At 70.3% G+C, this 12,414-nt stretch carries 11 protein-coding genes; 6 read left to right on the plus strand and 5 right to left on the minus strand.

Annotation, left to right across the window (positions count from 1 at the left end; translation table 11 throughout):
- Nucleotides 1-11 precede the first annotated feature (11 nt).
- Complete coding sequence (locus CXP56_RS06755; RefSeq protein WP_028846703.1) at nt 12-1,004, plus strand: o-succinylbenzoate synthase; 993 nt, start codon at nt 12-14, stop codon at nt 1,002-1,004.
- A 5-nt stretch (nt 1,005-1,009) separates the two neighbouring features.
- On the opposite strand, the gene CXP56_RS06760 is transcribed toward CXP56_RS06755, so the two are convergent.
- The 3 genes from CXP56_RS06760 to CXP56_RS06770 all read right to left on the minus strand — a co-directional run bounded on the left by CXP56_RS06760 (nt 1,010) and on the right by CXP56_RS06770 (nt 3,625).
- Entirely contained in the window at nt 1,010-1,882 is an 873-nt protein-coding gene (locus CXP56_RS06760) for an alpha/beta fold hydrolase (protein WP_038044515.1), read from the minus strand.
- Nucleotides 1,883-1,946: 64 nt separating this feature from the next.
- On the minus strand, nt 1,947-3,098 hold the full coding sequence (locus tag CXP56_RS06765; protein WP_286900428.1) for a macrolide family glycosyltransferase: 1,152 nt from the start codon (nt 3,096-3,098) through the stop codon (nt 1,947-1,949).
- A gap of 32 nt (nt 3,099-3,130) precedes the next feature.
- Nucleotides 3,131-3,625, minus strand: coding sequence for a GNAT family N-acetyltransferase (locus CXP56_RS06770; RefSeq protein WP_028846705.1), 495 nt, complete (start codon nt 3,623-3,625; stop codon nt 3,131-3,133).
- Between the two features lie 51 nt (nt 3,626-3,676).
- Here CXP56_RS06770 and CXP56_RS06775 point away from each other — a divergent pair, with 51 nt between their 5' ends.
- A complete protein-coding gene (locus CXP56_RS06775) occupies nt 3,677-4,285 on the plus strand; it encodes a TetR family transcriptional regulator (RefSeq protein WP_286900430.1) in 609 nt (202 codons plus the stop codon).
- Here CXP56_RS06775 and CXP56_RS06780 read toward each other — a convergent pair.
- Nucleotides 4,282-5,778, minus strand: a complete 1,497-nt coding sequence (locus CXP56_RS06780) for an MFS transporter (protein ID WP_286900432.1) — start codon at nt 5,776-5,778, stop codon at nt 4,282-4,284. The genes CXP56_RS06775 and CXP56_RS06780 overlap by 4 nt on opposite strands.
- A 25-nt stretch (nt 5,779-5,803) precedes the next feature.
- Nucleotides 5,804-6,700, minus strand: coding sequence for an ABC transporter substrate-binding protein (locus CXP56_RS06785; protein ID WP_028846708.1), 897 nt, complete (start codon nt 6,698-6,700; stop codon nt 5,804-5,806).
- Between the two features lie 187 nt (nt 6,701-6,887).
- Between CXP56_RS06785 and CXP56_RS06790 the strand changes: the two genes are divergently transcribed.
- Genes CXP56_RS06790 through CXP56_RS06805 form a run of 4 tightly spaced genes read left to right on the plus strand, consistent with a single transcriptional unit; the run spans nt 6,888 to nt 11,999 of the window.
- On the plus strand, nt 6,888-8,486 hold the full coding sequence (locus CXP56_RS06790; protein ID WP_286900433.1) for an ABC transporter substrate-binding protein: 1,599 nt from the start codon (nt 6,888-6,890) through the stop codon (nt 8,484-8,486).
- 26 nt (nt 8,487-8,512) lie between these two features.
- Nucleotides 8,513-9,544: an ABC transporter permease gene (locus tag CXP56_RS06795; protein WP_051309766.1), complete on the plus strand. Its 1,032-nt coding sequence runs from the start codon at nt 8,513-8,515 to the stop codon at nt 9,542-9,544.
- Nucleotides 9,541-10,392: an ABC transporter permease gene (locus CXP56_RS06800; RefSeq protein ID WP_286900437.1), complete on the plus strand. Its 852-nt coding sequence runs from the start codon at nt 9,541-9,543 to the stop codon at nt 10,390-10,392. Before CXP56_RS06795 ends, CXP56_RS06800 begins: the two co-directional genes overlap by 4 nt.
- On the plus strand, nt 10,389-11,999 hold the full coding sequence (locus CXP56_RS06805) for a dipeptide ABC transporter ATP-binding protein (protein ID WP_286900439.1): 1,611 nt from the start codon (nt 10,389-10,391) through the stop codon (nt 11,997-11,999). Before CXP56_RS06800 ends, CXP56_RS06805 begins: the two co-directional genes overlap by 4 nt.
- Nucleotides 12,000-12,414: the final 415 nt, after the last annotated feature.

The raw sequence follows: 12,414 nt of genomic DNA on the forward strand, positions 1-12,414 counted from the left end.
ATCGACGCCTGATGACCAGCGACATCGACTTCGACGGTGCGCACGTCTATGCCATTCCGATGCGCACTCGCTTCCGTGGCATCACAGTGCGGGAGGGCATGCTGATCCGCGGCCCCGCCGGGTGGGCCGAGTTCTGCCCGTTCGCCGACTACGACGACGTCGTGTCGGTGTCCTGGCTGGCTGCCGCCGTCGAACAATGCGCCGTGGGATGGCCTGAGCCGGTACGCGATCGCATCCCGATCAACTGCACCGTCCCGGCCGTCGATCCGGTGCGCGCTCACGACATCGCGGCACGTTCCGGCTGCAGCACCGCCAAGGTCAAGGTCGCCGACCATCCCGACTCGCTCTCGGAAGACCTCGCCCGCGTGGAAGCCGTACGCGACGCGCTCGGCCCGAACGGCGCCATCCGGGTGGATGCCAACGGCGTGTGGGATGTCGACACGGCCGTGACGCACATCCGGCGGCTCGACCGCGCCGCCGGCGGCCTCGAGTACGTCGAGCAACCGTGCCGCACGATCGAGGAATTGGCCGCTGTCCGCCGCAAGGTCGACGTACGCATCGCCGCAGACGAGTCCATTCGCCGCGCCGAGGATCCCATGCGCGTCGCGGTCGCGGGCGCGGCGGATGTGGCCGTGATCAAGTGCACGCCGCTCGGCGGGGTGCGTCGAGCACTGCGCGTGGCCGAAGCCGCCGGGCTGCCCTGCGTGGTTTCCTCGGCGCTGGAAACGAGCGTCGGTCTGTCCGCCCAGCTGGCGCTGGCCGGGGCGTTGCCCGAACTCGACTTCGCCTGCGGCCTCGGCACGCTCGCCCTGCTCGAGGGAGACGTCGTTGCCGATGCCTGCTCACTGCGGCCGACCGACGGATACCTCCCCGTACCGCGGACGCCACCTGCCCCTGACCCGGTACTGCTCGAAACCTATGCCCCCGACCCCGCGCGAGCTGCGTGGTGGCGTGACCGGCTGGCGCGCGTCCGCGCGCAGCTCGCATCCGCCGAGCAAGTTTGACGCCGTCAGCGCCCGATTTGCACCTCGTCCGCGAGAACCAGCAGCTCCTTGCGCACCAGATCCGGGCGTTCGTCGACGATGAAGTGCCCGCAGCCCGGCACGCGCTCGAGGGTGTAGCTGTCGGCGCGCGCGGTTTCCGCCGCCGCCAACGCGGGGTGGATGGCCGGGTCGTTCATCCCGAACAGGGCGCGGATCGGCACGGTTGCGCGTCGGCGCTCCGGATGCCGGGCCAATGCCGGGAACTCGTGCAGCACGAACGTGCGGTAGGTGTCGCGGGCCGCCTTCGCGCTGACCGGATTGCGGAAGGCGTCCGCGAAGATGCGCGCCGCCGATGCGTCCACCCCCGCTTTCACGAGCAGCGTGTGGACGAAAGCGGTGTGGCGGTGCAGGGGAACGCCGGCGACCGCAACCACCGGCTGATACCCGAACCGCCACAAGTGCGGCAGCACCGTGGACGGTCGCTGCCAGGGGTGGGCGATGTTCAGCGCCAGCAAGCCCGCGATGCGTTCCGGTGCCCGCAGCGCCACCAGATACCCGATCCACCCGCCCCAGTCGTGCCCGGCCAGCAGGACCCGGTCGAGCCCGAGCTCGTCGAGCAAAGCCAGTACGTCACTGGCCACGGCCTCCTTCGACCATCGGTGCGGTGCCGGCCCCGACCAGCCGTATCCGGGCAAGTCGGGAGCGATGACGCGCATGCCGTCCGGTGGGTCGGCGAGCAGGTCCCGGTAGCAGTAGTGGTGCTGTGGCCAGCCGTGCAACGCCAGCACCGGGGTGCCCGATCCCGCTTCGGTCACGTGGAAGCGCACTCCCCTGGCGACGACCGTGTGCCGTCGCACGCCGGGAATCTCCGGCGGCGCCGATGCCTGCCGAGCGGTCATGCCCTGATCATCGGCCACCGACCGTGAACCCGGCCAGTCCCACGGCTGGCGAGCGGAGATCCCGTCACGCCGCGCACAGTCTCTCCACCGCGTCCGCCGCACGTTCGGCGCCGCCGCTGCGCCGTACTTCGTCGCGCAACTCGGCCAAGCGGTCCGCCTTGTCCATGGCGGCATCGACCGCTGCGCGCAGCCCCTCCGGAGTCAACGGTTCGCCGGGCCGGGTTCCGGCTCCGATCTCCACCAGGGTGTTCGCGTTCAGGAACTGGTCGACGGCCTGCAGCAGCACCACCGTCGGCACCCCGAACCACAACGACTCCCCCGCACTGGCCATGCCTGCGTGCATGACGAACACCGATGCGTGTTCGAGCACGTCCAGCTGCGGCTGGGTGCGTGCGGCCGTGATCCCGTCGGGCAATGGGGCGAGCGAAGCGGGGTCGACCTTCCCGGTGGCCAGCACCACGCGGTAGTCCCCGGCCAGCCCTTCGACACAAGCCCGGTAGATGTCCGGGCGCTGGGTGTAGCTGGTGCCCAGCGCCACGTACACCAATGGCCGGTCATCGCCGGGCTCCGGTGCCCAGCCGGTACGGCGTGCCGGGTCGGGACACGGTCCCGCAAACACGTACCGGCTGGAGACCCGGTCGGCGTTGGGTTGCAGAACCTTCGGGATCAGCACGACGCACGAGTCCGGCTTGCCGAGGAAATCGTCCGGGTCGACGACCATGCCGTGATCATCGAGCCACCTGCGCAGCGTGGCGTAGTAGCGCTGCCCGGTCGGCGACGCCTTCAGCTGCCGGGTGTGCTCGGCGATCTCCTCATCCATGCCCTCCCAGGCGACGTACGCGGTGGACAGCTGCACCGCGGGCACGCCCCAGTGGTGGGCCGCCACCCGGCCGGCGTGACCGCCGATGTCGTAGAGCACCGCGTCCGGCCGGGGAATCCGCTCCAGCATCGGCTGCACCGCGGCCAACGCGTCGTCCAGGAAGATCTGCATGGCCGCAGCGGTGTCTTCCGGCCAGTGTTCGTCGGCGTCCGGCATGATCGAGTCGTGGCTGACGACCTCGGCGCCAGTCGCGGCCACCAACCCGGCAAGCCGCTCCCCCACCACGTACGTCGCCCGGTGCCCTCGCGCGACCAGCTCCGCAATGACCGGAAGGCCCGGGTAGACGTGACTCGGCGCGGTCACGCCGGCCGTCACCAGATGCATGGTTGTGTTCACCGACCTTCCGTGGTTTCGCCGAACGAATCCGGTCAGCTCCCCGCGCGCAGGTCCAGCGCCCAGTCCTGACCGACGAGATCGTGCCCGAACTTGTGGATCTCCTCCTGCCGGACGAGCTGAAAGCCACGGGACTGGTAGATCTTGCGCGCCGAGGCGAGCAGGCTGACCGTCCACAGCACCATGCGCCGGTAGCCGGCATCGCGGGCGAAGGCGATGCAGGTGTCCACCAGGCGGCCGCCCAAGCCGCGGCCCCGCGCCGCCGGGTCCACCACAAGCACCCGCAATTTCGCCGTGTCCTCCTCGTCCCCGGCCACACACAGCACCGAACCGACCCGGCGGCCGTCCAGCTCGGCGATCCATCCGGCCTCACGCTCCGGGTCGTGGCCGGTGGCGTAATCGGCCACGATGCGGGCCACCAGCGCCTCGTACGAAGCGTCCCAGCCGTGCTCCTTGGCGTAGATCTCGCCGTTCGCCTGCACGATCCACCCGAGGTCCCCGGGTTGATCCAACCGCCGGATGGTGTCCATGACCACGCTCCGTTACTGAAACGACTGTGTCAGTCGTGTCATGCTAACGCCATGGCCGAGGCGACCTCCACTTCTTTCGACCCTCCTGGCTCCGGCGAAGCCACGCCTTCACCGCGCAAGACCGAATTGCTCGAACGCGCCTACCAGTACGCGTTGCAGCACGGCGTCGCGAACATTTCACTGCGCCCGCTGGCCTCCGCGATCGGCTCCAGCCCGCGCGTCCTGCTGTACCTGTTCGGCAGCAAGGACGGCCTCGTTCGGGCGCTACTGGCGCGCGCTCGAGCGGAAGAACTGCGACTGCTGGAGCAGCTGCGCGCCGAGCGGGGCGCGGAGCACACCGGCCTGGCCGTCGTCGTGGAGCGGATCTGGGACTGGCTTGCCGCCGAGGACCGACGCGGCTTGCTGTCGCTGTGGGTCGAGGGCTACGCACGCTCGCTGATCGACCCGGAAGGGCCGTGGGCGGGCTTCGCCGAGGACACCGTCGACGACTGGCTGAAGCTGCTGGCCGAACATCAACCGGCCGGGGAACGCGACACCGCCGAGGCAAAAGCCCGGCGCACGGAAGCCCTCGCCGTCCTGCGCGGGGCTTTGCTCGACCTGCTGGCGACCGGCGACCGTGCCCGCGTCACCGCCGCCGTCCACGCCTGGACGAGCCGCTAACGGGAACCGGCTGCCGCGAGCACCAGCTCCCCCGCGCGAGTTCGTCGTTGCCGCCGTAGGTCCGCCACCGCGACGGCGAGCGCAATGACCAGGAACGCCGAGGCCACCGAAGCGGCGTGGTCCAGGCCCGCGAGATGCACCGCCGCGGGCGCATCGACCAGCGAATACCCGCCGCCGTAGACCACGGTGTAGTAGGCCATGGAGGCCACGGCGACCCCCACGCTGTTGGCGATCCGCTGCCCGAGCTGACCGATCGCGCTCGCCGCGCTGCCCTCACCCGGCGGCACATCGCTCAACGTCATGGAATGGTTCGGCGAGACCACCAAGCCGGCACCGAGCCCCTGCGGCAACTGCACCAACGGGATCGCCCACAGCAGCACCCACGACGGCGCCAGATGGATCACCAGCAGCGTCGTGGCCATGCATCCCAGCGCCAGGGCCATTCCGGTCGCGGTCAGCACCCGACCTCGCCGCGCCACGAGGCGTCCGCCAGCCCAGGCTCCCACCACCGACGTCGCCGACGACGGCAACATCACCAGCCCGGCGAGGAACGGACTGAATCCTTCTGCCTGCTGCAGGTAGATCGTCAACCCGAGGACGAACCCGGGGCCGCTGGCGAACCAGGTCAGCGAGATCAGCACCCCGGCCCGGAACGACGGGATACGCAGCAGGTGCGCGGCGACGACCACCGAGTGCCCGGCCGCGGCCCGGCGCCTGCTGTGCCGGACGAACCAGACCCCCAGGACCCCGGCGACCACCAGCGTGCCCCACCGGGCGGAAACGTCGCCCGGCTTGCCCGTGGTGAAGACGAACGGCGTGAGCAGCGCGATCACCGCACCGCTGCCCAACGCCAGGCCGGCGAGATCGACGTCGACGACCCCCCGCGGCCGTCGCTGTTCGCCCCCGGCGAACGGCAGGATCGCGTGCGCGGCGACCACCAGTGCGAGCCCGATCGGCACGTTCATCATGAACACGCCACGCCACCCCAGCTCGGGGCTGGTCGTCAGCAACCCGCCCAGGCTGGGCCCCAGCGCCGTCGCCAGGCTCACGCACATCCCGTACACGCCGAACGCCCTGCCCCGTTCGGCGGGCGGGAACATCTGCTGCACCAGCCCCATCACCTGCGGCATCAGCATGCCTGCCGCCACCCCCAGGACGGCACGCCCGGCGATGAGCACGGCGGCCGAGGTGGCCACGGCACAGAGCACGCTGGCAGCCAAGTACAGATACAAACCGGCGTAGGTGAGCGCCAGACGCCGCCCCTGGTCCCCGGCCCGCCCGGCGGGCACCAGCGTCACCGCGAAGCACAGGACGTAACAGGCGGAGATCAGCTGCACCCCGACCGGCCCGGGGGCGAGCGCCCGCTCGATCGACGGGATCGCAATGGACACCTTGTGGATGTCCAGCAGCAGCATGCCCGCGGTGGTGCCACACAACACCAGCGCGAACCGTCGCCGACCGAGCGGAGCGCCCGGCTGGTCGCTGGTCGTCACAGCGGCCTGCCCCATGCCTGCGGGCTCAGGCTTCCTGCAGGATCTTGGTGTTGTCCACCAAGGCCTCGAACTCGTTGTCGCTGTCGATCAGGCCCCAGCTGGCCACCCAGGCCACCGTGCGGTCGAAGTGGTCCTGCGGGTACGGGCCGGGGTGGATGTAGCGGAGCCTGCCGAGCTTGAAGTCGCCCGGCTCCAGCTCCGCGATCGGCGCCGCCTGCTCGATGAAGTACCGCAGGTACGGGCGGATGTCCTCGTGGATCTTGTCCACGCCGCGCGCCACCGCCCGGTTGATCTTGGTGAACGTCTCCGCGTCGATGGCGTCGTTGGCGATCTCCGCGCCGTAGTAGTGCGCCTCGGCCAGCACCTTGTAGCCCAGCTTCTCGGCCACGGTGATCCACGGCTCCATCACCGCCACCACGTCGATGTCGCCGTCCCGCAGCGCCGCGAAGCGCTCCTTGCCCTTGATGCCGATCAGCTTGATGTCCTCGCGCGGCAGAAAGCCTTCCAGCGTCTGCAGCGCCAGGTAGTGCGACCCGTGGTGGAAGTTCACCCCCACCGGCACGCCCGCCAGGTCGCCGGGCACGTTGTAGGGCGAGTCCGGACGCACGATGATCGCCTGGCTGGCCACCGCCGCCCGCCTGGCCACCACCTTGCCGTTGACCTGGCTGTCCTGCGACCGGCGCAGCTGGCCCCACTCGCACGCGTTGTACAGCTGCGTCCGCCCCGCCTCGAACAGCTTGAAGCTGCTGAACGAGGACACCTGCTGCGGGCTTTCGATGAACCGCAGCTCCGTCTCGTCCTGCGTGGCCCTGCGCACCAGCTCGACGTCGAGCCCTTCGTCGGCGAAGTAGCCCTCCTCCTCCGCGACGTAGTAGGGCAGGTAGAAGACCGCGCTGGACGCCTCGATCTTGATCTTGGACATGTCGCCTCCGTAACCGTTGCTCCCGCATGGAGCTCGTGAACGGCCGTGACGCTAAGGCGCTCATCACCCATGGCGACAGCTTTTCCACATTGCGGGAGCATGTCCCACAAATGGGGTCGCCCGTCTAGCGTGCGCTGACGACGCATCGTGCACGGCAACCGACAACGCACACCGACGGGAGTGATCCATGAAGCGCAGGACGCGTCGCGCGGCGATCGCGACATTGGCCAGCTTGCTGACGGCCACGGTGGCACTCGCCGGGTGTGCCGACGGCGGGGCGCGCAGCCGGGCGTCCGACGACGGAACACCGGTGCGCGGGGGCACGCTGGTCTACCGGGCGGCCGGGGGCACCAAGTCCAACGACCCGGCGACCACCACCGGCTACGGCCTGGCGGTGCCGCTGCGCGGGGTGGTGGATTCGCTGGTCTTCCACACCGCCGACGGCGACTTCGCGCCGTGGCTGGCGACGAAGTGGAAGGTCAACGCCAACGCCACCCGCTACGAGTTCACCTTGCGCCGCGACGTGACGTTCAGCAACGGCGAGAAGCTCGACGCCGCCGCAGTCAAGCTCAGCTACCAGGCACTCCGGAAGGGCGGCGCGAAGTACGCGGTCGCGAACCAGTGGATCGGCGACCTGAAGCGGATTCGTACCCCGGACGACCACACCGTGGTGTTCGAGTTCAACCGGCCGAACTCCGGCTTCCTCCAGGCGGCGTCCAGCACGGTGCTGGGCATCGTGGCACCGGAGACCGCACGGCTGCCGTTCGAGCGGCGCCAGAACGGCCGCAGCATCATCGGGTCCGGGCCGTTCGTCATCTCGGAAAGCCGCGGTGACGAGGGCTACACCCTCACCAAGCGCGAGGACTACCACTGGCCGCCCGCGCCGGCCCGCAACCAGGGCCCGGCGTATCTGGACAAGATCGAGGTCCGGCACATCCAGGACAACAGCATCGCCGCGGCCGAGCTGCGCTCCGGCGGGCTGGACCTGCTGCACAACACCGAACCGGCGGACAAGACCGCGTTCGCAAGCAGCGACGAGATCACCATCCGGCGCGAGCCGTTGCCGGGCGCGGCCCTCGGTTTCGCGGTCAACACCGGCCAACCCGGCCTGGACGAGCGCGCGGTGCGGCGCGCACTGTCGCTGGCCATCGACCGCAAGGCGGTGCTGGCGCGGGCTTCGGCCATCGACAAGCCCGCGACCAGTGCCTACGCGGCCAGCAACCCGTTCCACACCGACCTGTCGGACAAGATCGTCACCGACGTGGCGGAAGCCCGCAGGCTGCTGGACGCCGCGGGCTGGCGCCCGGGACCGGACGGGGTGCGCACCAAGAACGGCACACGGCTGTCGTTCACCCTGGTCTACAGCCCGTCGACCATCTCGCACGAGCCGAACATCGCCGTGGTCCAGTCCCAGTGGCGAGCCATCGGGGTGGAGCTGACGTTCGGCAGCCTGACCCAGGCGGAGCTGAACCAGCGGCTGCAGTCGGGCGACTACTCATTCGCATGGGCATCCGGCACCCGCCCGGACGCCGACGTGCTGCGCTCCATCTACGGCGGCCTGGATCCCGAGCTGGACAAGGTCTTCGCGGGCATCCTCGCCGAGCCCGACGTCGCCAAGCGGAAGAAGCTGGCCGTCAAGGCCGCGTCCATCATCCTGGACGAGGCGTACTTCATCCCGCTGTACGACTTCATCCAGCCGCTGGCCTACCGCACCACCACGCACCTGCCGCTGTTCGAGGCCACCCACCTGCCGTGGCTGGGCGACGCGTGGGTCAGCAAGCAGTGATCCCGGGCCGAGCGAAAGCCACTGCCATGACGACTACACCTGCGGAAACGGTAGCGCGCCGGACACGGGCTGGCGGACTGCTGCGCACGGCAGGCAGCAGGCTCGCGCACGCCGCGGCGGTCATCTTCATCGCGTACTCCGCGACGTTCTTCCTGTTGTTCGTCCTGCCGGGCGATGCGGTGCTGGCCCGCATCGGCACCACGGACACCATCGGCTCGGCGGACGTGTCGCAGCTGAACCTCGACGAGCTGCGCGACGAGGTGGGTTTGACCGACGACCTGGGCACCCAGTACCTGCGCGGCCTGACCGGCCTGCTGCACGGTGACCTCGGCCGGTCCCTGGTCACCGAGGAGCCGGTGGCGGGCATGATCGCGGACGTCCTGCCGAGCACCGTGACGCTGGCCGCGGTCTCGCTGGTGCCGGCGGTGCCGCTCGGTTTCCTGCTCGCGGTGCTGGCGGTCAACCCACGGTCACGCCTCGTCCGCGCCGTCGCCTCGCTGCTGCCCTCGGCCTACGTCAGCCTCCCGGTCTTCTGGGTCGGGCTGCTGTTCATCTACCTGTTCTCGCTCACCCTCGGCTGGTTCCCGTCCAACGGCAGCGAGGAGCCCGCGGCGCTGGTGCTGCCCGCGACGGTGCTCGCCCTGCTCGGCGCCGCACAGTTCGCCCAGGTGCTGATCAGCAGCTTGCGCGCCGAGCTGGGAGCCAGTTACGCCGCGGTGACCGCCCCGGCGAAGGGGGCGGGCCGGTTCACCGTCGTCTGCCGGCATTGCCTGCGCAACGCCTCGTTCCCGTTCCTGGCCGTGTTCGGCCTGCGGGTCGGGTCGTTGCTGGGCGGCACCGTGGTGGTGGAGATGGTGTTCAGCCGGGCAGGCCTCGGCAGGCTCATGGTCGACGCGGTCAAGGCCGTCGACCTGACCGTGGTGCTCGGCCTCGTCGTGGTGCTGGCCGCGGTCTACGTGGTGATCAACATCCTGGTCGACGTCGGTTACGCACTGCTCGACCCGCGGCTGCGCCGGCCGTCCGGAGCAGGTGCAGGCAGCACGGAGGCACGCCCATGACCGATGCCACTCTGACCACCACGACACGTACGGCGGAGCGGCGGCTGAGCAGGCCGCGGGTTCGCGTCCGGGAGTTGCACGTCCACCTGACGCTGCTCGCCGGGCTGGTGCTGGTGGGAATGTTCCCGTCACTGGTGGCCCGGCACGACCCGTACGCGCTGGACGGGATCCCGTTCACCCCGCCGTCGGGCACGTTCTGGTTCGGCACCGACGAGATCGGCCGCGATCTGTTCTCCCGGGTGGTGCACGGGTTGCAGATCTCGCTGTTCTCCGCGGCGCTGGCCATCGCGGTGGCGCTGGTGCTGGGCGCGGTGATCGGCGTGCTGTCCGGTCTGCGGCCCGGTGGCCTGCTGGATCGGCTGCTCGGGATCGTCACCGAGTCGGTGATGGCCATCCCGTCGGTGCTGCTCGCGCTCGCCGTGATCACCGCCTACGGACGGGGCGCGTTCGTGGCCGCGGTCGCGATCGGCATCGGGGAGGCGACCGGGTTCGCCCGGCTCATCCGCGGCTGCGTCATGCAGGCGTCGACGCAGACCTACGTGGAAGCGGCGCGCACCTGCGGTGCGGGTCCGCTGCGCGTCGTCGTCCGCCACATCGTGCCGGCCATCTTCTCCCCTGTGCTCGCCTACACGGCGTTGCACTTCGGGCTGGCCATGCTGGCCATCGGCGCGCTGAGCTACCTGGGCTTCGGGGAGAGCCCGCCGTCGCCGGAGTGGGGTGTGCTGATCGCGGGAGGTCAGAAGTACCTGGCGCACGCCTGGTGGGTGGCGATCATTCCCGGGCTGGTGCTGGCCGCCGTGGTCGTGCTGCTCAACCGCATCGCCTACCTGCTGCAGGAGCGCCGATGACCGAACCGTTGCTGGCCGTCAGCGAGCTGACCGTGCGGTACCGGAGGGGCCGCAGCTGGGACACCGCGCTCGACTCGGTGTCACTGGAGATTCCCCGCGGTGAGGTCACCGCGGTGATCGGCGAGTCGGGGTCCGGCAAGAGCACGTTGGCGCACTCCGTCGTCCGCCTGCTGCCGGGCAACGCGGTGGTGGACTCCGGACGGATCGAGCTGGCCGGTGAGCCGCTGCCTGCGAAGAGCGAGCGGGAGTTCCGGCGGGTACGTGGCCGGCGCATCGGCTTCGTTCCGCAGGATCCGATCGCGTCGCTGAACCCGACGAAGACCATCGGCGCCCAGCTGCGGGAGTGCTTCACGCTGGCCGGGTCCGCGTTGCCACCGGCGGCCGTGACCGGACGGCTGCGGCAGGACCTGCGCGACGTGGGGTTCGCCGATCCGGACGACGTCATGCGCCGCTACCCGCACGAACTCTCCGGCGGCATGCGGCAGCGGGTGCTGGTGACCATGGCGTTCTCCAAGCGCCCGGAGCTGGTGATCGCCGACGAGCCGACCAGCGCGCTGGACGTGCTGGTGGGGCGCGAGGTGCTGGCCGCCATTCAGCGGGTCAGGGAGAAGCACTCGGCCACCGTCGTGCTGATCACCCACGACCTGGTGCTGGCCAGACGGCACGCGAGTCACGTGGTGGTGTTGCAGCGGGGGCGTGTCGTCGAAGCCGGCCCGGCCGAGCGGGTGTTCACCGAGCCGCACCACCCCTACACCGCGAGCCTGCTGCGCAGCTCGGCGCGGCTGGAGCGCGGGCGGGTGCTGAGCATCGCCGAGACCGTGCGTCCACGGCAGGTCCCGGAGCAGGACCGGCACGCGGACCCGGTGATCGAGCTGACCGGCGTGAGCAAGCGGTTCGGACCTGCTCGCCATGGCACGCAAGCGGTGGACGACGTGTCGCTGTCGGTCCGGGAGGGCAGCACGTTCGCGCTGGTCGGCGGGTCGGGCTCGGGCAAGACCACGACCAGCAGGATCATCCTGGGCCTGGAACGGCCCGACCGGGGCACGGTCCGGGTTCTCGGCCAGGACGTGCCCGCCCTGTCCCGCAAGCGACTGCGCGAGCTGCGCAGGCACATGCAGGTGGTGTATCAGAGCCCGTTCGCCTCGCTGAATCCTCGGATGCGCCTGGCGGACATCATCGCCGAGCCGCTGGTGGCCTATCGGATCGGACGCCGGGCGGACCGCCGAGACCGGGTTCTCCAGCTGCTCGATCTGGTGCATCTGCCCGCCTCGTACGCCGAGCGCAGGCCGGGCGAGCTGTCCGGCGGCCAGCGCCAGCGCGTGGCCATCGCCCGGGCGCTCGCGCTGAATCCACGGCTGCTGGTGCTGGACGAGCCGGTGTCCGCGCTCGACGCCACCATCCAGGCACAGATCATGGCGTTGCTCGGCGAGATCCAGACCGCGTTGGATCTGACGTACTTCCTGATCACCCACGACCTGGCGGTGGTGGCGGAGGTGGCGCAACACGTGGCGGTGATGCGGGCGGGCCGGCTGGTGGAGCAGGGCGCAGCGGCCGACGTGCTGCGAAACCCCGCCCACGACTACACCCGCGAGCTACTGGCGGCATGACGATCGCGGCCGTCTCGGGGCGTGGTTGCTGCAGGAGGCCCACCAGGCACGGCTTGCGGCTCAGCGAGCGGATCCCGGCCGACTTGCCTCAGCAAACCCGCCCCGGGGGCTGCCTTGGCACAGATCATGGAGGTCGTGACTGTCCACGCCCACCTCATGTCACCGCCCAGCCGACCCTGATGGATGCGTCGCGGACGCAGCGCCCGGACAGTGTCCAGCCGGGAGCCCGACGAGGCGCCGCGAACGCAGCACCCCGGACCGCTTCCACCCGAAAAGCCAACCAGGCACCGCGAACACAGCACCCCAGACACCTTCCACCCGAAAAGTCCCCTGCCCCGGGCCGCAGGCATCGTTCAGGCGCGCCCCAACCTCCGGCGCACGGTCCGGGTCCAGCACGGTGAATCCCGTCTGTGCG

This window comes from Thermocrispum sp., from assembly GCF_002919275.1.
GTDB classification, from domain to species: Bacteria; Actinomycetota; Actinomycetes; order Mycobacteriales; family Pseudonocardiaceae; genus Thermocrispum; species Thermocrispum agreste.